Annotated in this window: 18 protein-coding genes; 11 read left to right on the top strand and 7 right to left on the bottom strand. The window is 56.1% G+C overall.

Annotated elements, in window-relative coordinates:
- Window positions 1-201: 201 nt before the first annotated feature.
- The gene (locus RIB44_08720; GenBank protein MEQ8616663.1) at window positions 202-1,920 is read right to left on the bottom strand and encodes an AAA family ATPase; all 1,719 of its coding nucleotides are present in this window, start codon (window positions 1,918-1,920) and stop codon (window positions 202-204) included.
- 143 nt (window positions 1,921-2,063) lie between these two features.
- Window positions 2,064-2,696 carry a response regulator transcription factor gene (locus tag RIB44_08715; GenBank protein MEQ8616662.1) on the bottom strand — a complete coding sequence of 211 codons (633 nt, stop codon included), beginning with the start codon at window positions 2,694-2,696 and terminating at the stop codon, window positions 2,064-2,066.
- A 908-nt stretch (window positions 2,697-3,604) separates the two neighbouring features.
- Between RIB44_08715 and RIB44_08710 the strand changes: the two genes are divergently transcribed.
- From RIB44_08710 to RIB44_08690, 5 genes are all read left to right on the top strand, one after another.
- Window positions 3,605-4,423, top strand: coding sequence for a sugar phosphate isomerase/epimerase family protein (locus RIB44_08710; GenBank protein ID MEQ8616661.1), 819 nt, complete (start codon window positions 3,605-3,607; stop codon window positions 4,421-4,423).
- Between the two features lie 6 nt (window positions 4,424-4,429).
- A complete protein-coding gene (arfB, locus tag RIB44_08705) occupies window positions 4,430-4,855 on the top strand; it encodes an alternative ribosome rescue aminoacyl-tRNA hydrolase ArfB (GenBank protein ID MEQ8616660.1) in 426 nt (141 codons plus the stop codon).
- Between the two features lie 713 nt (window positions 4,856-5,568).
- Window positions 5,569-6,033: a hypothetical protein gene (locus tag RIB44_08700; GenBank protein ID MEQ8616659.1), complete on the top strand. Its 465-nt coding sequence runs from the start codon at window positions 5,569-5,571 to the stop codon at window positions 6,031-6,033.
- Between the two features lie 159 nt (window positions 6,034-6,192).
- Window positions 6,193-6,930: a UvrB/UvrC motif-containing protein gene (locus RIB44_08695; GenBank protein ID MEQ8616658.1), complete on the top strand. Its 738-nt coding sequence runs from the start codon at window positions 6,193-6,195 to the stop codon at window positions 6,928-6,930.
- Window positions 6,931-7,507: 577 nt separating this feature from the next.
- A complete protein-coding gene (locus tag RIB44_08690; GenBank protein ID MEQ8616657.1) occupies window positions 7,508-7,927 on the top strand; it encodes a carbon storage regulator in 420 nt (139 codons plus the stop codon).
- 72 nt (window positions 7,928-7,999) lie between these two features.
- On the opposite strand, the gene RIB44_08685 is transcribed toward RIB44_08690, so the two are convergent.
- Both RIB44_08685 and RIB44_08680 read right to left on the bottom strand, forming a co-directional pair.
- The gene (locus RIB44_08685; GenBank protein ID MEQ8616656.1) at window positions 8,000-10,249 is read right to left on the bottom strand and encodes a hypothetical protein; all 2,250 of its coding nucleotides are present in this window, start codon (window positions 10,247-10,249) and stop codon (window positions 8,000-8,002) included.
- A 128-nt stretch (window positions 10,250-10,377) separates the two neighbouring features.
- Entirely contained in the window at window positions 10,378-11,490 is a 1,113-nt protein-coding gene (locus RIB44_08680; protein MEQ8616655.1) for a GTP-binding protein, read from the bottom strand.
- Window positions 11,491-11,541: 51 nt separating this feature from the next.
- Here RIB44_08680 and RIB44_08675 point away from each other — a divergent pair, with 51 nt between their 5' ends.
- Window positions 11,542-12,699 carry a DegT/DnrJ/EryC1/StrS family aminotransferase gene (locus RIB44_08675; GenBank protein ID MEQ8616654.1) on the top strand — a complete coding sequence of 386 codons (1,158 nt, stop codon included), beginning with the start codon at window positions 11,542-11,544 and terminating at the stop codon, window positions 12,697-12,699.
- Here RIB44_08675 and RIB44_08670 read toward each other — a convergent pair.
- Complete coding sequence (locus RIB44_08670; protein ID MEQ8616653.1) at window positions 12,692-13,045, bottom strand: carbon storage regulator; 354 nt, start codon at window positions 13,043-13,045, stop codon at window positions 12,692-12,694. The two genes, RIB44_08675 and RIB44_08670, sit on opposite strands and share 8 nt — an antisense overlap.
- Before the next feature lie 397 nt (window positions 13,046-13,442).
- Between RIB44_08670 and RIB44_08665 the strand changes: the two genes are divergently transcribed.
- From RIB44_08665 to RIB44_08645, 5 genes are all read left to right on the top strand, one after another.
- Window positions 13,443-14,234 (top strand): CpsB/CapC family capsule biosynthesis tyrosine phosphatase, encoded by a 792-nt coding sequence (locus tag RIB44_08665; GenBank protein ID MEQ8616652.1) that lies wholly within the window; start codon window positions 13,443-13,445, stop codon window positions 14,232-14,234.
- Window positions 14,234-15,061, top strand: coding sequence for a hypothetical protein (locus RIB44_08660; protein ID MEQ8616651.1), 828 nt, complete (start codon window positions 14,234-14,236; stop codon window positions 15,059-15,061). The genes RIB44_08665 and RIB44_08660 overlap by 1 nt, the downstream gene beginning before the upstream one ends.
- A 295-nt stretch (window positions 15,062-15,356) precedes the next feature.
- A complete protein-coding gene (locus RIB44_08655) occupies window positions 15,357-15,890 on the top strand; it encodes a carboxypeptidase-like regulatory domain-containing protein (GenBank protein ID MEQ8616650.1) in 534 nt (177 codons plus the stop codon).
- A 185-nt stretch (window positions 15,891-16,075) separates the two neighbouring features.
- A complete protein-coding gene (locus RIB44_08650) occupies window positions 16,076-16,666 on the top strand; it encodes a carboxypeptidase-like regulatory domain-containing protein (protein MEQ8616649.1) in 591 nt (196 codons plus the stop codon).
- Between the two features lie 163 nt (window positions 16,667-16,829).
- Window positions 16,830-18,686 (top strand): DUF389 domain-containing protein, encoded by a 1,857-nt coding sequence (locus tag RIB44_08645; GenBank protein ID MEQ8616648.1) that lies wholly within the window; start codon window positions 16,830-16,832, stop codon window positions 18,684-18,686.
- 144 nt (window positions 18,687-18,830) lie between these two features.
- On the opposite strand, the gene RIB44_08640 is transcribed toward RIB44_08645, so the two are convergent.
- Both RIB44_08640 and RIB44_08635 read right to left on the bottom strand, forming a co-directional pair.
- Window positions 18,831-19,769, bottom strand: coding sequence for a PEP-CTERM sorting domain-containing protein (locus RIB44_08640; GenBank protein MEQ8616647.1), 939 nt, complete (start codon window positions 19,767-19,769; stop codon window positions 18,831-18,833).
- A 226-nt stretch (window positions 19,770-19,995) separates the two neighbouring features.
- A complete protein-coding gene (locus RIB44_08635; GenBank protein ID MEQ8616646.1) occupies window positions 19,996-21,852 on the bottom strand; it encodes a nucleoside-diphosphate sugar epimerase/dehydratase in 1,857 nt (618 codons plus the stop codon).
- Between the last annotated feature and the right edge of the window lie 11 nt (window positions 21,853-21,863).

The raw sequence follows: 21,863 nt of genomic DNA, 5'->3' as shown, positions 1-21,863 counted from the left end.
CGCAGTTTTCGAAAGCACTCAACGAATGACAATGCTCCCGGTTTTGTAAGACTACGACGCCAGCGAATCAAAGTGGTGGCGCGAACGTCTATTTCTGAGCTTTGGGCGGAGCAACGCCCTGGAAACTGGGATATCTAGGGGATCGCCGCTGGCAGAGGTAGCTCAGCCCGTTGACGCGCTGGCCGAAAGATTGTCCCGCTACTACTCGGACTTCGCTTCCACAGGAGCGCCCCACCCGGCCTCGAAGTCGTGATCGCACTTCGGGCACCGGACAGTTTGGCCAAGATACTTCAGGGGCACGTCTTTGCCGTGATCGCAATCGGGACAAGCGATGTGGAAGCGGAGAGCCTTTCTTCCTTCCTCGGTCGTGAGTGGCTCGAAGACGCTCTCGGGGACGGTTTTGAAATCGATGTCGACCGCTTCGAGAGTTGTCAGTTGTTTCACCGAGAGCTCAGGGATCTCCGCAATGCGGTTGGACATGAGCCTGATGGCGTGCTCGAACAGGTTGCGCGAGGTTCGTCCGTTGCCGAAGTGGCGGTCCCGGCGGTCGTAGAGGTACTGCATGCCGAGCAGGACTTTGCCACGAGCAACGGCGCCCAGTTCGTAACTATTTTTGCCGGTCATCAGCCCAAAAATCTGAGCTAGTTCTAGCGGCTTGTAATCGATGAATTCCAGCTTGCGGCTGAATCGCGAGGAAAGGCCTGGGTTGGAGCGGAGGAGCGACTGCATTTCATCTGGATAGCCCGCAAGGATAACGACAAGTCGCTTGCGGTCGTCTTCCATTCGCTTCAGAAGGGTTTGCACGGCTTCGTGTCCGAACGGATCTTCGCCTTCCGCGATGAGCGTGTAGGCTTCATCGATGAAGAGGACGCCATCGAGGGCTTCGTCAATCTTCTTGTTGGTCTTAGGGCCGGTTTGCCCAGCATACTCGGCAACGAGGCCGCTGCGGTCGGTTTCGATCAAATGCCCCTTCTTAAGAACGCCCATCGCCCCAAAGACTTTTCCCACGATCCGGGCGACCGTGGTCTTGCCCGTGCCGGGATTGCCGTGAAACACCATGTGCAGGCTAAGCTTCGTCGTGGGGAGGCCGGCCTCCTCGCGTTTGGTTTGTACCTTGAGGAAGTTTGCCAGCGTGCGGACCTCCTCCTTGATGTTGTCCAATCCGATCAGGCGGTCTAACTCGGCCAGGGCTTCTTCGAGCGTTATCTTGGGTGCTTCAGTTTGCTCTTCCTTTTTGTTCTCACCTGAGGACTTCGAGGAATCGTCTCTTCCGCCGGAGGGTTTTCCCTTTTCGTCTTTGCGAAGCGTCTTGGGGAGCTTGTCGAGTTCGCCGTAGATTTTCTCAATCGCTTGTTGCCCGACGTGCTCAACTTCTTCGTGTCTGTTCGTCTCGTCGATGGGGATCTCGCGGAGATGAATGTGCAACTCATTTTGGATCATCTTGATCCGGCCCGCCTCGCTGCTCTTGAGGGGGCCGTCGGCTCGAGCGACCACGTTAGCCATGCGGGTGACAATCGTCTCGAGTTCTCCCACCCGATCTCGCAGAGGTGCGAGTTCATCGAAGGGTCTTACCGTGGCGTACCACTTGAGGCTGAGTGCCTTCTCAGACATGTCGCTGAGGGCTTGGTGGAGCGCTTCGTCTTCGAGCCACTGTCCCCACAGGTGAAATAACAAGACTTCCGCGAGAAACTTCTCATTCTTGCTCCAGCGACGGTCAGCTTCGCAAATGGTCACGAAAACTTTGACAGCCAGTGCTCGATGCAAATCGTCCATCAGTTGGACGAACGACTCACCCGTGCTGGGCAGTAACTGCGCATGCTCGCGGGCGGCAAGTTCGCCACTGGAGACATAAAGATCGCGGCATCGACCTAGCAGTTGCCGAAATTGTGAGGGGAGATCGGGAAAGTCGAACGAAGACATCGAAACCGAAGCAGAGAGTGGAGTCAGCCTAAAACACGGAGTTTTATTCTAACGTGATCGGTTTTCCCTCAGAAGTAGCTGAGGCTACGCACTATAGGAAGTCGTAGAACGGCCAAGAGTGGCCGTCCTACGTGCGAGATGCGTCACACGAGCCCGCGTCGGACAGCCCAGACAGCAGCTTGGGTCCGGTCGGCGACGCCCAACTTTCGCAGAATATGTTGGACGTGTTCTTTGACTGTCTCGTAGCTGATACCAAGCGCCAACGCGATTTCTTTGTTACTCAAACCAAGGGCCAGTTGTTTTAGCACTTCATCTTCGCGTTTTGTAAGCGGGACTTCCAGGTCAAGCTGCGAACGGGGTGTCGAGAGCGCCCCCGTGACGCGACGTGTTCCTTCTCGTGACCAAATCTGTTCGCCCGCTAACGCTTTGTTCACGGCATCGATGAGTTCGGTCGATTGGACACTCTTTAACAGATATCCAACAGCACCGAGAGCACGTGCCCGAGCGTAGTAGGTGGGATTGTCGTAGCCGCTGAACATCAATACGGGCACTTCAAGTGACTTTTCGCGGAGACTCGTCAAGCAAGCAAGTCCATCGGTCTGAGGCATCCGCACGTCGAGCAAGATGAGATCGGGCTTCGTTGTTTCTGCCAACTTCAACGCACTAACGCTATCACTGGCTTCTCCAGCGATCTGCATTCCTGCTTTTTCTAAGAGACATCGCAGCCCAATGCGGACCACTTCGTGATCATCGACGATCAGGACACGCTTTGACATCACTAAATCCACGGTCCAATGGTTCTGCACCTGCATTGCGGCGCAACGAGGAACGCAATCAGGAAGCGCAGAGAATCTTGTTAGTCCACAGCGTCGGACTAGAATGAGACCCCGCGCTTCAAACAAGCGAGCAGTTTCAACGCGATGAGCTGCTCTCGGCCGTGCTTCTCGTGTGAAGATCTCAGGCGCTGTGCCCTTACGCCGAGCTTTCCACAGCCAAGATTATCTCTTCGCGCGAATCTCCTCGCACGGTTACCACAGCCAACAATCCCCCCGGATTGCCCACGAATAGGCTCGCCTAGCCAACGGATGCTAGCATGCGCTGCTCCGATGACGCTAGAACGCCGGTGTCCTTTAATTTCACAATAACAAGTTGGCTTGATCCGGCAACTTATTGGGGAAATTTCTACCACGAGTATGCATTTTTGCTAGGGTGTTTCCGCCAAAATTTTTAGCCAATGCTAAATTGTATTGAATAGGCCTAAGAAAACTCATTTTGCCGCGTTTTTCCTGCCTGGTAGATCAGGCAACTATTCAGGAGTTAGGAAAAACTTGCGGCGAATGTTAAGCAAATTCGGTAACTCGCGGCTGAATCATCTGAATCGAAATAGAGTACCACTGGTAGGTGCCCACACCACATTTCGCGTAACAGTTGGGGTTGAATTCACAAGGAGTGGCGACGCCTTGCACATCGGTTCACTACTTGGTTGTTTTCCGGCGTGAGACTTCTCTTGTCAGACAACAACAAAATGCTTTACACATGGTGCGTCGTCTCACATACTCACCATCACGCTCGATTCGAATCTGTCACACGTGTTGTGTGGTGAATTCCAAAGAACCAACCCACCAAATTTCCTGATCGATGATGTTCAGGTTAGGTGGTTTCGATAAATAGAAAGCTTACAGCTATGCCTACGCTCTCTATGAACGAGTTAACAACCTATCGTTGGTCGTTCGAAGAGGATGTCCGGCGCTATCTTGAAGCCGGATACGAAGGGATCGGAGTCTGGCGACAGAAGATCGAGGACTACGGTCTCGAACGGGGCGTTGACCTCCTCGCTGAGAGTGAGTTGAAGGTCACGAATCTTATGTGGGCTGGTGGCTTTACCGGCAACGACGGGCGGAGAATGCCTGAATCGGTTGATGATGCTGCGGAAGCAATTCGTTTAGCTGCTTCGATGAACGCCGGTTGCTTGGTGGTCTACCCGGGTGGCAGAAACAACCACACTTACCGAAACGCTGAGCGACTTCTGCGTATCGCTTTTGATCAGCTACTGGACGTTGCTGAGGACGCTGAGGTTGATCTGGCGATTGAACCGCTGCATCCGGCTTGTGCTGCCGACTGGTCGTTCTTAACGGATCTCGAATCAACGATTGCTTTCATCGACAGTTGCCAATCTCAAAGACTGAAGTTGGTGTTGGATGCCTATCACTTTGGGCATGATCGCTCCGTGCTGGCGAATCTCGAGGAATTCGCGTCGTACATTGGGGTCGTTCATCTTGGGGATTTCAATGAACCCCACAGCCGCGAGCTCAATCGCTGCCCCCTGGGAGAAGGACGAGTCGATCTGGACGCTCTGATTGAAGGCCTGCTGGAAGCGGGTTACGAGGGGGACTTCGATGTCGAGCTCTTAGGATCGGAGATCAAGCCGAGCTCATACTCGCGTTTGCTCACGGATTCGCAGGTGAAATTTGAGAGTGCCTGTGCTGCGGCTGTCGGAAGCTAGTACGGCATGGCTCGTCCGCTTCACGTTGATCAGGAAACGACCATCCCAGCCGCAGAGCTGGAGCTCTCTTTCGCACGCAGCAGCGGTCCTGGTGGGCAGAACGTCAACAAGGTGAACACCAAAGCGGTGCTGCGGTGGAAGGTCGCTGACTCTCAGGCGATTTACGGTTCCGTGAAGGCTCGCTTCCTACGGATGCACGCCAGCCGAGTAAATCAGGCTGGTGAGATCGTCCTTTCCGCGGATACTCATCGTGAGCAATTGCGTAATGTCTCGACCTGCTATGAGAAACTGCGACAACTAATCCTAGCGGCCAAGACACCTCCAAAACGTCGTCGGAAGACGAAACCAAGCCGTGCTTCGATTGAGCGGCGATTGGCCGAGAAGAAAAAACGGTCTGATAGGAAAAAGGATCGCAGATTTCGGCCTGAGTAGCAGTGAGTTGGATGTCTGTTAGTCATACAACAGGTGCTTTGATGGACTTCTGCGACGAGTTCTGCCGCGTAGCGGCGTAAGCACGTAGCCGTTGGCGAAAGCCAACGGTGGCTGTGGCTCTAACATATCCAAGCCGCGAAGCGGTGAAAGCGTCTTCGGAGCCTCTGAAGCGCTTTCACCGCTTCGCGGCTTGGTCAAAGGAGAGGCTCACTTTCCCCGAGCTGCGCTCGGGGCTACGTGCTGCCGCAGCTTCGCTGCTTTTGCCTGTTGAGCGCAACTAGCAGAGTAAAGGTGTGCGGCTTCGAACGCCGTTCGTTCTCTCTGCAGGATCGTAGGCACTCGGGGACTAAGGGCAGACACATCAATACTTTATGGCGAATCCGGAAGCCCAAAAGGACAACTCTGTAGGAGGGTGTCCTAGGCAAAAGACAGCCTGGCAGTGTAGACTGAAAGCCTTGTCACTAAATGCGAGTTGTGTATTCGTTGACTTGCTTTTGAGTAGATTCGTAGGCGGCAGAACCTGGAGGGCATTGATCCTGCAGAAGATAGCCACTAACGAAGACCTTATCGATCGGCTGAGCCAAGCGGCACGGCAACTAATGCACACCCAAGATCCGGTTGTGGGAGGGGGAACGATTTTCGATTAGGACGCGCCAGCGTGGCTGCGTCGGTAACGCACATCTACTTCACTCTCAATAAAGGAGGGCTTTCTCATGCATGCGATAGACTCACGCTCGCAAGCCAGCGCCACTTGGATGGAACACCAGATTCTCGATCACGTGAAGCAAGCGTTACGGGTGACACTCGATTGGAAAGTCCCGGCAGTCGGAATGCCCCGCAAGCTGTCCAGCCTGCAATTCACAATGAAATCGTTCCATAGGCATCTCCAGCGAATGATGGAGATGGAGGAACGCGACGGGTACATGTCGATTGTGTCTGAGTCGAAGCCGAATATGGAGATTCGCATCGAGCACCTCCACCGCGATCATGATCAATTCCGCGAATGGATGGAAGAACTAGCTCCCGAGATTGAATCGCTGTCGGAATACGAGGAAGAGCGGTTCGAAGGGCTTTGTGAGCGAATTGGCGAAATGCTGGATCGCGTCGATCGCCACGATGCAGAAGAGATCGAACTGCTTCAGGAAACCCTGCTCTTTGACGAAGGCGGTGAAGGTTAGGCGACTTTCTTGTGGCGTGCCGCTAGCTTCCGCGACGCAGGTGAGGCTTGGGTAGCCTTGTGGGGGGAGTGCAGAGTAAAATGAAAGCGTCGGTTCTGTGCACCGTAAAAGGTGCACGAGAGCCGACGCTTTTTTATTTTCGCCGGAAGCTGAGCACCAATGGCCAAGAAAACCAGAAATATAGACCAACTCCTCCGAGAGTGGGATTACGAGCCGGGCCAGCCGATCGTCCGCAAGCTGGTCGGCTCCGACCAACGTGAACTCCTGCAGATTCGTGTTGATATGGGCGTGCTTCAAATGGAAGTCGAGAATCGCCCCGATGGTCAGCGTCCCGAAGGTTTCCCGACGTATTACGATTACGCGGTGGCTCTCGCCTTTGAGGAAGGTGCCGAGTTTGAGTTGGACGAAGAGCGTTGCTCGGAGATCGATCGCGAATTCTATCAGTTTTACCATCGTCGGATTGCCTGGCTCACACTCAAAGAGTACGACCGTGCCGTCGCCGATGCCGAGCATTCGCTGCGGCTGATGGACTTCAGCAGCGCGAACGCTCCCGACGCTCAATGGGCGATGCTTCATGAGCAATATCGTCCATTCGTGATGTTCCATCGTATTCAGGCGGGTGCCCTCGCGGAGTTAGAGTCGACCGAGCCACGCGCCGCCGTCGGTCTGATTGATAACGGCCTGGAGGAGCTCGAAAAGATCTTCCTCGAACACGAAGCAGAAGATCGCTTCGACGACGATCTTTTCGTCAACAAGCTCCGCGAGATGCGAATGTCGGTAATCGAGCATTACGAGCTAGGGCCGACCCTTGCCGAGCAACTCGCCGAGGCGATCGCTTCCGAGCAGTACGAGTTAGCGGCACAGATTCGCGATAAGTTGGATGCGTCGAAGAACTGATAATGAAGATCGACGACCTTTGTCTTCTAAGTTTGCGATGGTGGGAATTCTCATGGGCAGGATAGGCACTAAATAATGCCCGGAGGGCAGTTACAGCCCTAGCCGGGGCCGTCAGGCTCCGGGGTTCTTGTAGTGAGGCACCGTAAGACCCGGAGGGTCGATACAAGCTTCGAAGCTCAGGAATTTACAGGAGGGTGTCGGCCCTTCGGGCCTGTTCGACGTTGTGTTTGCTCTTTTTCCGGAAGCTCACGCTTCCGGCTAGGGTTATTCAGGCCCTCCGGGCCATCTTGTGTGCTAACAGCATCCGCTTCTCGACCGCGAAGTTTCGCTAACCGTCAGCTCTTCTCCCCGTTTTTGCAATTCTTTGGCAAATGTACACCGTAAGAGTGTACATGCTGTCATTGCCGGCATTCGCGTAAAGCCTTGCCTGGCAGGCATCTGCGGCGTGTTTCGGCGATTTCTTGGCCGTTCTCTGAACGTTGGCATGGCGAGTGCGTACTGTGTTGGCGTGTCAAACGCGTGGCTTCGAAGTGATCGGACGCCACCTTACTTTTCTACCAAGTGAACGGAGTGTCGCATGTTGGTTCTTACAAGGAAGCAAAACGAACAAATTCGTATCGGCGAGGACATCACCATCACCGTGATTCGCACCAAAGGAAAAGCGGTCCGCCTGGGGATCCAAGCACCTTCGAACATCAGCGTGCTGCGAGGCGAATTGGTTTTTGATAGCTCGGACGAAGCCGAAGTTGAGAAAGTCACTTCGAAGATGCACAACTCTGCTTCAGAGAGTGTCACGAAGAATCGACTGCACTCTCCAGTCGCCCAAGGCTCACCTTTCGTAGAAGAGATTACGCCCAAGGGCGAAGATCATCGCAGGTCAACCTTGCACTGGTCAGATGACGACTCGTCACGCTCCGGTGAAGAATCGGCCCTGGGAGCAGCGACGATTTCCGCAGTCACGATGCGCGACTTCCTAGATTCTCGCGTTGGAGTTTAGGCAGTGTTCCTGCCGCCCCTCACGCTTTAGGTTCGCTCTAGCGTTACCGTTTCGCGATGGTCGCGAAGCAGACTAACGAACAACAGCGGCGGGGGGTCGCCCTGCGGTGGACGAGGAAGCGGGCCCGATTGGAGGGAATGCGTTTTGATCTCTCGCGGTGCGTTCTGGCCCCGCACTGCCTGAGCCGAAACGCTGGTTGCCCGCGTCGCTTTGCCCTGCCAAGGAAGGCGCCACTGAAGGCAGCGAGTTGCTTTTCGATTGACCATCGCCAGAGACAAGCTCGACACTGCCAGTTGGTCCGCCATAGGGGAAAGCTCGTAGTTGCTCGATGTGTTCCATCAAGATGCGTCGGACTTCAAGGATACTAGCCGGATGACGATGCACACTGACGTGGTCTGACGGCACCACGATTTCTGACACGGCCGACTCGAATCGAGCGCTTTCTAGTGCGACAACCCCGTCTCCCTCGCCAGCGATTTTTGAGATCAGCGTGCTGCTGAGGCCTTTCGGCTTGGTGTGTCCAACGACGTTGTGATACTTCACCCAGGGGCCGGTCTCCGAAGCTTGCATCACCGGGAAAAGTGGAGACTTCGGCGAGAGTGAGTCGATGCTGGTCGAGATGCCTAGCGGCGCGTCGTTACGGAAGTATCCCGGATTGTTCGTGATGAGTTCGTGTCTCTGTTGCATCATCATGCTGGGGATTCGAATTAGCTTTCTGCCTAGCCAGCGCGTCACGTCGTTTGCCACATCGCTTCCTTGGTGCGGGGTGCCAATCGTGACCACTCTTCGGATTGAAGAATTGGGCGTGAAGAAGAAAGTGTTCGCAAGTTCGTCTCTGACATCTTCCTCCGCTTCGAGATCGCCAAACGGCTTGTCGCTGAGCGTCCTCCAGAACTGGTCACGGCTATCGATGGTCTGCAGTCGCGACACCAATCCGCCCATGCTGTGCCCCACTAGCACTGTCTGATCCAGAGCGGCGTGCTTTCGCTCCGGGTCGAGCGAGGCACGCATTTGTGCCATGTCGTCACGCATCTGCGCAGCGCTTAACCAGAAAGGTTGGCCGGTCGGGTAGAGATAGAACCAAAACTGGTAGTTCTCACGAATCGCCGGATCGCTGCGCAAGTCGTTGAACATTTCCATCCAAGTCACCGGGCTCGACCACAAGCCGTGCACCATGATCACAGGGATTTTGTCTGTGCGGAAAGGCTCAAGCATGTACAGCCCGCTGAGCTTGGCCACCTTCTCTGGTTTCAGCAGACCAGCCGTTGAGACCTTGTTGTCATCGAGAGCCGGTTGGCTGAGGTAGTGAGCTAGTGGGGTACTCAGGTCGGTTTCCAAGGGTACCGGTTTGCCGGCGATGTCGATCGAAGCCTCGTCGAGCGGGTCGCGCAGCTCCAGGACTGCCTTCAGTTGATAACCCGAGCGATCGGCCGCAGCAACGAGCGGTGCACGCGGATCATTGGCGATTCGCCTGAGCTTGCTCGACGGGTTGGACTCAATTCGCAAAAAAGCGGTGACTGGGAACGAAAGATCAGGCGGGTAGTAAGCCTCGCGAGGGTCGGCGTCCTCGTGGTGCTTTCTCACGGCGATCAGCGGCACTCCGAGGCCGAAGTTGTGGTAGTGATTCCTTAGGCCGTGCACCTCGAAGTCAGAGACGAATTCGATGCGATCGAAATCTTCGCCGTGCCAGCCGTCACTCTTGAGAACGACGTCGATGCTGCAATCGTGACTGGCGGTCTTGATATTAAGTGTGGTGTTGGGTTGCAGCTTGCCCTGACGCGTGACCATACGCAAGGTGTCTTCGAGCGCCGTGTTGTAAAGGTCGCACGCGCGGCGGAATTGGGGATCGTAGGGATTACTCGCGACGGGATATTCGTTGTCAAACAAGTAACGATACGAGTACAAAACCGACGATCCGTAGAGCTCTAACGCGCGTTCCTCATCATGGGATCGTTCTGCCCGTTTGGCACCGACGTAGGAGAGCTCCGCCAGTGCATAGAGATGGTCTCGCTGAGGATCGTTCTTGTCGATCTTGTTGAGCTCGGAGAGCAATTCTCCACCGTTGTCGATCTTCTTCTCATCAAGATCGTACCGCCGCAGAAGCTGCATCGTCCGCGGCGTTGCTTTGGGACCCTGACGGGTGACCAGTCCGAGCGTTTCTGTGAGTGGGTTGCGTGGCGTGTTGCGGAGTGAGACCCAGCGGCTTGAGGATGCGCAACCAGGGACTGCAGCGAGTAGCAGCAGCAAGCAAACGACCTGCGAGTAACGTAGGGCGCTCTGCGAAGTTTGCTGGCGGGTTGTTTTGGGTAACGGCTTGGCCATCCTGGCCCCATCGAGTGCTCTGATCCTGAGCCTGCAGCTTCCTTGCTTGCAGGCGGCGCATTAGCGCAGCGGGAGAATAAGGAAATCGCCACCGTGCGGTCAACCTCTGCCTTCGCTGTGAGAGACAGCTAGCTAGTCATTCGGTGGGTTGGCTCGGGGCGGGCCGGGCTGAAGTGCTGCAGGCTGATAAGTTCTCTGGCTAAGTTGCTAGACTTTGCAACCCTTTCGATTGCTGAGGCGACCGTATCTGCAATGGCTGTTGGATCGCTAGCAATGCGAGCATTGATGAGGATATCGGCCTCCTCGACGTTGCTATTTGAAGCTACGGAGAGTTCGACCGCCTCGCCAAGTGCGACCCAGTTTGCGACAGCGTTTACAAGGTTGCCTTCCTCGGTGAGTGAGGATCCGAGCACTTTCACGTGGCCAGGCTCGAGTTCAACTCGGGAGAAATCCATTGCGAGAGTCTCGACGAGCGCTGCCACAAAACCGTCCAAGGGCCAAGGGCTGGCATTGGATTCTTTGCCCGTTACCTTCACCGTTGCGTTGAGCCAGCCAAGCTCCGCTTCTCCCTCAGCATAAATGTCGTAGTCGATCTCCATGGCCGGTCGGTCTAGCGACGAAGTTCCCTCCAGGTGCCCCAGAAAATCCTCGAAACCGTGCCCCTCCTTGGCACTCAGGGAAACGATCGGCTTCTCAGGAAAGCGTTGACTCAATAGTTGCAAGAGTTTTTCTCTCTTGGGCGCGTCGAGTTTATCGATCTTGTTCAGCACGATCAGCTCAGCTTCTTCTAGCTGCTTCAGGAACAGATAAGCAGCCTGGGGTGAAAAGCCAGTGTGTCCCTCTTCGAGAATACGCTCGCCATGCTCCGGTTTGCAGAGGACCGCGAGGGGGGCCAGTTCGTAATCATCGCCGTACAGGTTGGCTAAGGGGCGCAAGACTGTTGAGACTAGGTCTGTGCAACTGCCGACCGGTTCTGCAAGAATGATGTCTGGGCGATGCTCTGCAGAGAGTTCAGCCACGGTGTCGATGAGGTCCGTGAACTTGCAGCAGAAGCAGGCCCCGGGGACCTCACCAACGTCGAAGCCTTGCGAACGCAATGATTGAGTATCGACCAGTCCGTAGGCCTGATCGTTGGTGACGAGTGCTACTTTCTGTCCGGCAGCAACGTAGTGCCGTGCGAGACGAGCCAGCGTGGTCGTTTTGCCGGCACCGAGAAAGCCCCCAATCATCAAGAATCGCATCACGTAATCACCTGTATCGTTTTTTCCGAAAGCATAGTGGTCTAGAGCACCGTGACATTCAGCTTACATGAGCGAGAAGATGCTGACGACCATTCAAGTGGGAGCTATCCCTGGCCGCTTGCTGATCAGGAAGTGAGGCTGGCCCTAGAGAAGGCCTTTCAAGACGGAAGTTGGGGAAGCTACTTCGGCGGAAACTCAGAAGAACTCACGGCTGCCTTGTCCGACTTTTTCTCGCTGGATCACGTTGCACTCTGTAGCTCAGGGACGATTGCCGTGGAGCTGGCGCTGCGAGGCTGCGGCGTTGAGGCGGGTGACGAGGTGATTCTCGCCGGTTATGACTTCCCAGGTAATTTCCGAGCCGTTGAAGCCATCGGTGCCCGACCCGTGCTCGTTGATATCAAGCCGGAAACGTGGTCGCTTGATCCCCAGCAAGTGGAAGAAGCGGCAAGCAGTGAAGTGAAGGCGGTGTTAGTTTCGTACCTCCATGGTGGGCTTGCTGATGTTGTTACTCTTCAAAAGATTTCGCAAAAGCACGGCTGGGCTCTCGTCGAAGACACGTGCCAACAGCCGGGGGCTACCGTAGGCGGAAAATTGGCGGGCACATGGGGGGACGCGGCGGTTCTCAGCTTTGGCGGCAGCAAACTCTTAACGGCCGGTCGTGGTGGTGCCGTGCTCACTGCTGATGCCTCCATCAAGCAGCGGATCGTTCGACATCAGGAACGAGGGAACGATGCGTTTCCGTTAAGTGAACTGCAGGCGGCTGTCTTGCTGCCACAGCTTGGAAAGCTGCGTGAGAGAAATCAAACTCGAACGAAACGGCTTGCCCAAGTCAGAGAGGTTACTGCAGAGGCGGGCGACCTTCTTCGTCCGGTGCAAATCAACGACGAAGACTCCCCCGCCTTCTATAAGCATGCGTGGTCGCTGGTCCCCGCTGGGAAGGATCCAGACGTAAGGAGCAGCTTGCTCGCGAAAACGCGCGAAGCGGGCTTGCCAATTGGTGAAGGGTTTCGCGGGTTCGCCAAACGGTCAGAACGACGCTGCCGGAAACCTGTTCCCCTAACCTGGTCTGAATGTTACGCGAACTCGACCCTGCTGTTGCATCACCCGATCCTACTGGCAAAAGAAAAGGCCGCCTTGGAAGCGGCCCATTCCTTCGTTGATTGCTTGCGATCACTTTCTAATGAGCATAATGCAGACTTATCTAGCTAATCACCGTATTACCCATGTCGAGGCTTGTAGGGTTGAGGCTCGTTAGCTTCTGGTGCTCGGACAGAAACGCATCGCTAGCAGCGATGGTCATACGGAGCCGATCTTCCGCTTCGCTCGTCTTCTCAGTCGATGCTATCGCGGCTGGCTGTTCCGACCCCTGACTATCTTCAGGCAGTTCGATTTCGAATTCAGTGGCCGCTTGCTTTAGTTCACCGCGAAGGATCCGCAGATCACGCGGGGCCTGAATGGCAATCGTGACGCGTGTCCCGGTGACTCGCTTAACTTCGACAACGATGTCGTCACCGACGTGAATTTTTTCCCCTGACTTTCTGCTTAAAACTAACATGGTCTCACTCCTTGGTACTATCCCTAGATAAGTCGGGCTATCGCTGCGAGCTGGCAAAGTTGCCTTCTTGCTCGTTGATGCCCGTCGCGTGATGCGACGATATCCTGTAGATGCAACGTGCGTGCCAATTCAATGATTGCGAGTTCTCATGTTACGTAAGTTCATTTTCATAAAGCATTTGCGATACATCGCGTGGAGTGCTCTCTGATCTCCTGAGGGTCGTCGGGCCCGGTCTTCGTCTCGATTCGAGACGGGCGGCGCGAGACTGAGACGCTAGCTCGGGTCGCGTTGATTCCGGGGCATTCTTGGTCGTTGTGACGAATGCGTCTGGCTTGACCAGCTAGGGGCCATCGCTATACTCCGCCGCCACGCTTAATCGGTTTCCCTTGGAGGCGCTATGTCGCATTCGTTCGTCGATATCCATTGCCATCTGCTACCTGGGGTTGACGATGGCTCTCCCGATTTGGCGACCACGCTGCAGATGGCGCAGATGGCTGAAAAGAGCGGCACGCGGGCGATGATTCTAACGCCTCATCAACTCGGAGCAAACTCCCACAATCACGGCGACGATCTCAAGCGACGCACTGAGGAACTACAGCAACAGCTCGCCGCTCACGGGTCGCGGTTGCAGGTATTGCCGGGGGCTGATGTAAGAATCGAAGACGGCATGTTCGAGAAGCTAGCGACTGGCGAAGTGTTAACGCTAGCGGATCGTAGGCGGCATGTTCTTCTTGAGTTGCCGCACGAGCTTTACTTTCCGCTCGAAGGCGTGTTAGAGCAACTTGGACGCATGGGCATGGTGGGGATTCTCTCCCACCCTGAACGGAATGAAGGCTTACTGCGAGATCCGACCGTCTTGCCTCATCTGGTCAATGCAGGCTGCTTGATGCAGGTGACGGCTAGCAGCCTGATTGGGGGGATGGGAGAAGCTCCGCGACGGCTGGCTGAGTGGATGGTTGCCGAGGGGCTGGTTCATTTTCTAGCGACTGACGCCCACGGCGTGCGATCGCGTCGGCCTAAGATGCGACGGTCTTTCGATCGACTGAGTCAACTCGCAGGTCTTGAGACTGCCATTGAACTTTGCTGTGACAATCCCGCATTGGTTGCCGCCGGTGAGGATGTGACCCCAGGCCGACGCCAGACTCAAACCAAGGGTTGGCGTCGTTTCTTTGCCGGGAAGGCGGCCTAATGCCCGGCATTTGCACCAGAAGAAACTTCACGAGAAGAAACTTTCTAAAATCCGCTTGCGGCTTAGCCGCGGGCGGCTCGATTCTGCTCGCCGAAAGGTTGACACGCGCTGCAACTGCGGGCTGGCTCGACCGTCGCAGGTACGGCCCATTCGAGATCGCGGCCGCCTTTCCTTTGGCCGACTACGACCAGACGTTCGCCAATCTGGGCCATCTAGAATTCGAACTCCAACGTACTCTAGGCGTTCCCCCCGCCGAGACGCCGGTCGAGGTGTATCTGTTCAGCGATAAGAACTCGCACCGTCAGTACCTGAAGCAAGCGTTCCCTCGCGTGCCTTACCGTCGAGCCTTGTACGTGCAACGCGGAACGGCAGCTTCGGTTTACGCCTACCATCACGAAGAACTCGGGGTCGACCTAAGACATGAATGTACGCACGCCTTGCTGCACAGCAATCTGGCGATGGTTCCGCTGTGGTTGGACGAGGGCCTAGCTGAGTATTTCGAGGTGCCTGCAGAGGGGCGTGCCTTCGGAAATCCCCACCTCGCGCGTCTGCGTTGGGACCTGCGGCTTGGTCGGCTTCAGAAGATTGAAGCCCTTGAGCAGGCTCGTGATCTGAGAGACATGGGGGCCTCAGAGTACCGTTTCGCCTGGGCATGGACCCATTTTCTGCTTCATGGGCCGCGCGAGGGCCATCGTGTGTTGGTCAACTTTCTGGCCGACATTCGCCGAGGAAATCCTCCCGGACGACTTTCTGAGCGACTACGTGCGGAGCTTCCCCGACTGGATACTCAGATGGTCCAGCACTTCAAGCATTGGCGACGCGGCTGAGCAGCCTGCGTCACCTTCGCTATGCGACTTTGAGCCTGGCAGAATAGGAAGAATCTGACGATTTAGTGGAATCCCTGAATAGTCAGCTCGATTGACTACAGACAGCTCGCCCGGCTGCCGATGATTCTCAAAGCGGAGTCTTTCTCGGCGTAGCTGACGCTAGCGCTGGTGGGAGGTCTCAGCGGCAAGCGACTCTGGATGGAACTGCGAGCTATTCGGAGTCGAAAGGAAGCTGTTTGAAGGCGAAGCTCTTCTGAAACTATCCTGTGCGGACTCTGAAAAGGATTTCAAGACAATGAAACGAATCAAGATTCAATTTGCTGCCGCTGCTGTCGCCTGTGCCAGCATGCTTATCTCACCAATTGCGATGGCAGCCCCAGCGGCTAAGCAAGCTCGACCCTCGGATATCGCACTCCGTGATGGCGGCGTTCTCGTGGGACAAATTATGACTCCGCAGGGAACCGCTGTAGCATCCGCTCCCGTTTCGATTCAAAAGAACGGTCGCGAAATCATCCGCGTCGCCACCAACGCCAAAGGCGAATTCACTGTGGCTCACCTGAAGGGCGGAGTTTACCAAGTAGCTGCCCCCGGACATCAAGGTTCGTACCGTCTGTGGGCACCCAAAACGGCTCCACCAGCCGCCAGCACTGGTCTAATGGCAGTTGCCGGTGATCAGGCTGTGTTGGGCAACCATGGTGCTGGTCCTTTCGCTACGGTCACGAACTGGGTCGCAACTCACCCAATTATGACTGCCGGTATCGTTGCCGCTGCGGTTGCGATTCCTTTAGCAGTCGATGACGACGACGACAACGCAGCAACGGGTCCTTAATCGTTGCTAGCAATGCGGGACATCCGAAGCCGCCCGGTAGAAATACCGAGGCGGCTTTTTTTATGCGCTGGGTGGGTGATGCTATGGCGACATGATCGCCCGTTTGCTACTTTCCGCGGCAACGGTGTGGGCGATGACCCACGCGAGTTTTCTCACGTCGGGGGGAATTCCGGAGGATTTTAGAGATGAAACGTCACACATGGTGGCAGCGGACATGCGCATGGGTGGCCGCAGCGACAGTGGTTGTTCCGATGCAGGTCATGGCGAAACCGCCTGTCGTCGCACCTCAGGTGCAAGCGAAGACACAAATCACTCAACCTGCGGTAAAGACCGTAGACGTGGCATTGGATGCCAACGGTCGGCTCATTGGCGAGATCGTCAACGTCCAGGGACAGCCTCAAGCGAAGGCCAAGGTGGCTTTGATCCAAGGCAAGAAAACTCGTTTTGTGCAAACGAGCGCGCGCGGTGAATTCCGTTTCGACAACGTGGCGACAGGCAGTTACCAATTGCAGGTTGGTAAGCAGCTCAAGCCTTGTCGCGTCTGGAAGCAAGCGGCCGCTCCGCCGAAGGCCAACCAGGGCGTGATGCTGATCTCAGGCGAACAGATTGTGCGTGGCCAAACGTACTGTGGCAGCCCCGTGGCAGCCGGATATGGCGGGTTCAAGGAAGCGATGACGCACCCCTTGGTTGTCGCCGGCGTGGTCGCTGCAGCCATTGCGATTCCTGTCGCGATTCACAACTCTGATGATGACGATAACTCTTCGACAACTCCGTAGTCGCGTGTTTGAGAACTGAGTTTCCTCCATCGCCGTAGAACCAAATCGGTTCTACGGCGTTTTTCATGCCTACATTCCCAGATTGCAGAATGGCAAACGATCGGTGGGGAGGGTACATTGCCTGACATCCCCTTTCGGTTCTGCCTCTTCGAATTGAATCTGCATGAGTGTCGCGTTAATTATCCCCCAAGATTTTCAGCCTGAGTTCTATCTCAAGTGGGCAATGAAGATTTCCTCGGCACGCGGTCAGAATTTGGTCGTCTACGATGTGCGAAAGTCGAAGAAGGAAGTCTTCGAAACGGTCGACTTAGGGCAAGAGAGTCTCTCAGAAAGCGGAGAAGTTGAAGAAGTTGCTGGCATCATCCAGAAGGCACACACAGACGCAGAACCTTGGCTTTCAGATTGCAAGCTCAAGAAAGTACGACTTGCCGAGCCGGTTGATCCCATTCTTGCTGACCTATTGGAAGTCGAAGCGGAGTTTCTGATCCTCCCGCGGCATCGAGGCTCGAAGAGTAAGTCCGCAGACTTTGCCCTACAGCGAGAGTTGTTTCTGCAAGCGCCCTGCACCACCTTGCAACTTTGCCTGGGCGAGGGAGATCCGTTGGCGTGCAACAGGGTGGTTGTTCCAACACGCGGATCACGGAATACGGCCGACGCGATTCGCTTAGCGACCGATCTTGCCGAGGACTGCGATGGCCAAGTTGAGGCTATTTATCTGCAAGAGGATGTCGACGAATCGGCAGCACTTGTGGGTGAGCGTACGATCAGAAAGCTCGTCCATCGGTACGCGGATGATCAAGAGGAGCGGGTCGCTACGCGATCCCTCGTCTGTGACGAGGTGATCAGCGGGATCAAGGATGAAGCCAACGATCGGGCTGACTTGCTGATTCTAGGGGCGAGCTATCATTCGATTGTCCATCGCTTTTTCTTTTCATCGATCACTGAGCAGATTGTCTCCTCAGAACTTCGACCGACAACGATTGTTATTCGGCCCTCAGCGCCTTGGCGAAGCCGCTTCGTTGCTGCGTGCCGTCGGGTGGTGAGCGATATCGTCCCGCAACTCGATCGTGGCCGTCGGGTTGATCTTGTGGAGCGGGTGCATCGAAGTTCTCGCTGGGACGTGGATTTTGTCGCGCTAATTCTGCTCTCGACTTTGATCGCCGGGTTAGGGCTCCTGCAGAACTCCACGGCAGTGGTGATCGGAGCCATGCTGGTCGCACCGCTGATGACGCCGCTGCTGGGAGCCGGGCTGGCGCTCGTTCAAGGAAACCGTCTTTTGGCCCAGTCTTCGGTCGGGGCGGTGACGAGAGGGTTTCTCGTTGCGCTGGCGGTCGGCGCTCTGTTGGGTCTGCTCGTCCAACCAGAATCACCAACCGCTGAGATGCTCGCCCGCTGTTCGCCACGGGTCCCCGACCTCATCATCGCATTCGCCAGCGGACTGGCCGCGGCTTATGCCAACGGTAGGCCGAATCTGTTGTCCGCACTGCCTGGTGTGGCCATTGCCGCGGCCTTGGTGCCGCCGATTGCGACTGCCGGAATCTGCTTAGCGATGGGAAGGCTCGAGCTGGCGTTCGGGGCCGGACTGCTCTTTCTGACGAACATCGTGGCGATCATTCTGGGCGCCGCTTGCAGTTTATGGGCGGTGGGGATACGCAGCGCTCACGCGCATAGCTTCGTTTCCTCGTGGGCTCCCCGTGCCCTGGCGGCACTTGTGGTCATCATGGCAGGCTTAGGGATCTACGAATGGATCTCTCCCGTGCAGTTGCCCCGAAGTTTTCGAAAGGCGGTCGCCCAGCGCGTGGCCGAAGAACCTGACACGCGAGTCCTAGAGGTCAAGCTACTGCGATCCCAACAGGGGCAAGAATTGCAACTCGTCGTGGCCTCGCCGCAAGAAGCCAGTGACGAGCTCCTGAATGATCTTGCGGAGATGGCGAGGCAGGAGTTTGTGCGAGCAACCGACGTGCGGGTTGAGACTCGCCTGGAGCAGCGAATTCGAGCTGATGGACGGAGTGGGTCTTAGCGAGCTTTGAAATCTCTTGATCACTCTCAATGCTACCTGACTGGTGTCCTGAACGAATGGAATTCTAACTGTCCAGAAAATGTTGTTTCGCGTTGCTAGCGTGCGAACTAAGAACGCCGAGGAATAATCTATGTTTGGGGATTCTCAGCGATGTCCTCTCAGTCGCCTAGTGAATGCGAGGCCGCCGATAGCAAGCAGGATGATCGCGGTGGGCTCGGGGATGGCGGTGATCGGCAGGGTGCCGCCGGCGAAGGTGGTGACGGTTTCGTTGGTGAGGAGTTGGTTGGTGTCGGCGTCGCGGAGCTCGAAGCCGATGATCTCGAGGGTGTTGCTGAAGTCGGCGGCGAGTGTGTCGCCGTCCAAGTCTAACATGGGGTCAGCGTCGGCGGAGACCTGAATGTCGACGGAGAGTTCCTGGAAGCCGCCGCCGTGTACGTAAGCCTCGGTGGAGACGACCTCGTTAAAGATACCGACTTCGGTGAAGAAGAAGGACTGGGCGGGCTGTTCAGCGTGTTGGATCGTGACGACGACGAAGGCACCGGGGTTGTCGATACGGCCCGTGAGGCGGAAGAGGAACCGCGAGCCGTAGTTGGTGGCGGTGCCGCCGTATTGAAGTCGATCGGTGAATCCGGCATAGGCGCTAAAGCCGGCGGTCGTGGGGATGCCTGCGGGGTCGTCACTATCGTCAGTGAGGAAGGGGACGCTGAAGTCGGAAACGGTGTTGTCGGTAACCGTGGTGCGAGCCGAGGCGCGCAGGATGCCGGCAACGGACTGCGCCGAGGCGTTGCCGGAAATGGCGAAGACGCCGTTGTCCTCTTCGGTACCAAAGGTGAAGTTACTGTTAAGGGTGACTGGCACAAGGCTTGGCCCGTCGACTTGGTTCTCTTCAAGCACGCCAACGAAGCCAGCCTCATCCTGAAATGCGTCGAGCTGAGCGTTGGCGTAGTTGTCTAGGTTGGACAGGCCGGCGAAGAGGCCGCCTCGTAAGTCCTCGGCACGGGCGGCGTTCGTAGAAGCCAGCAGTGCGACGGCGGCGAGCAGAGCGCGGGCCGCGAGATTAGTTACGAGCGTACGGAAATTCATGATTGTTTCTCTTTCGAAGATGCAAGAAGCTGGAGGTGATCGCTTCGGAGACAAACCTAACGAAATCGCCAGTAATCGGAGGAAGCATACGCTCCCCGCTGGCGAGTGGGACCCCGATTCTAGGGTCGAGTCGGGGGTAAATCAAGCAACCCGGGAAGATTGCTTGTGCTCGCACGGCAGACAAAAACTACACGAACGCTGGACAATACTCTCGTGATCATGAGAGCTAGGCCGCTAGCCGTTTCGCGCTGGCCGTTCGCTTCCCAGTCAGCGGAATAATTTCCTGCAGCATCGCGGCACAAACATCATTAGGTCCGTTGGCGACTTCTTCAAGCCGTGAGAAATCATAGATGATTTCCAGCAGCGATCGTGTCTTGCTTTCGGCGACCATGATTTTAGGGTGAGGGGTCTCGGTATGGTTTTCTTCTGTGCCATACAGTTCCTCGTAGAGTTTTTCGCCTGGGCGGAGGCCTGAGAATTTGATTTCGATATCCTCATCGACGCGCAGTCCTGACAGGCGAATCATGTCTTTGGCGAGGTCGACGATGCGGACCGGTTCGCCCATGTCGAGGACGAAGATCTCACCCCCTTGCCCCATCGCACCGGCTTGGATGACGAGTTGGGCCGCTTCGGGAATCATCATGAAGTAGCGGACCATCTTCTCGTCGGTGACGGTAATCGGTCCGCCCCGGGCGATCTGTTCGCGGAAGATGGGCACGACGCTGCCGGCTGAATCGAGCACATTTCCGAAACGTACGGTGACAAAGCGAGTGTCTGAGGTTGAGGCCTTCGCCTGCACATACTGCTCCGCGAGGCGTTTGCACGAACCCATGACGCTGGTCGGGTTGACCGCCTTGTCCGTCGAAATCATGACGAAACTTTCGACTTCGAAGTCGTGTGCCAGGTCGGCCAGCTTGCGAGTTGCCAGTGCGATATTCTTCACGCCCTCGCCAACATGAGCCTCCATCAATGGCACGTGCTTGTAAGCAGCCGCGTGGAAGACGATGTCGGGCTGGTACTGCTCAAACACTGCTTCGAGGCGATCGCCGTCGTTGATGTCGGCCAGTGCCACTTCAATGTTTGAACTCGGATGCAATCGTCGTAGCTCACGTTCCAGGAAAAACTGACCTGTCTCTGATCGGTCGAGCACGACTAGCTTCGCTGGATTCATTTTCAGTAGCTGACGGCAAACTTCCGAGCCGATGCTTCCTGAACTACCAGTGACAAGCAACGTCTTTCCGTTAAGCCAATCTCGTGTGTCTGAGTCGTCGAGCTCGACATGGGGTCTTCCTAAGAGGTCCGCGATGGCGACCGGTCTCGGCTGAACGGCGACTTGTTCCGCGAGCAGTTGATCGTAACTGGGAAGGACTTTGACCCTGAAGTTATTTTCTTCTGCCAAGTCCATCAACTGACGCACACGCAGACCTGGGAGTTCGCCAGCGGTGATCAAGACTTCGGCCACATGGTACTGTTTGACGAGGCGTGCCGTGTCGTCGAGGCCGCCTAAGACCTCGACTCCGGCGAGTCGTCGACCTCGGTAGCGTGGTCGATCATCGAGAATACCGACGCACTTGTAGGCAAGGCTCGATTTGCCGTGCAAGGTTCGCAGGAGGGTCTCTCCAGAGTCGGTCGCCCCGACGATGAAGGCGCGGACACCTTCGTGGGCCTTCGCTTTCCATTGCAAGTTGCTCATGACACGAGGCAGAGCACGCACCGTGGCCAAAGCGACGAGCGTAACTCCCCAGTCGAGCAAGATCACGCTGCGGGGAATGATGATGTTGGGAAGTAGCAACGCGTCCAGCAGGGTGAAACCGAGGGTGGCAATTGTGACTGCTTGAGCAAGAATCTGTAGGTCGTGGAGGCTGACATATCGGCTCCACAGATGATGAGCGCGGAACCACACCAGCGAGGTCGCTTTAATGGCCAGCATGATGGCGACGGTGCTGGTGAACGCGTGCTGCGCGAATTCTGGAATCGCTCCAGAGAACCTCAGCATATACGAAGCCCAATACGCGCAAACCAGAATCGGCGAGAGCAACGCCAATTGAGCCAGGACACGAGCGATTCGTTGTTGGTGGGTCATGGTAAGATTCG

The sequence above is a fragment of the Lacipirellulaceae bacterium genome (assembly GCA_040218535.1).
Lineage (GTDB): Bacteria > Planctomycetota > Planctomycetia > Pirellulales > Lacipirellulaceae > Adhaeretor.
The sequence above is the reverse complement of the archived record's forward strand: the minus strand, read 5'-3'. Positions and strand labels throughout refer to the sequence as shown.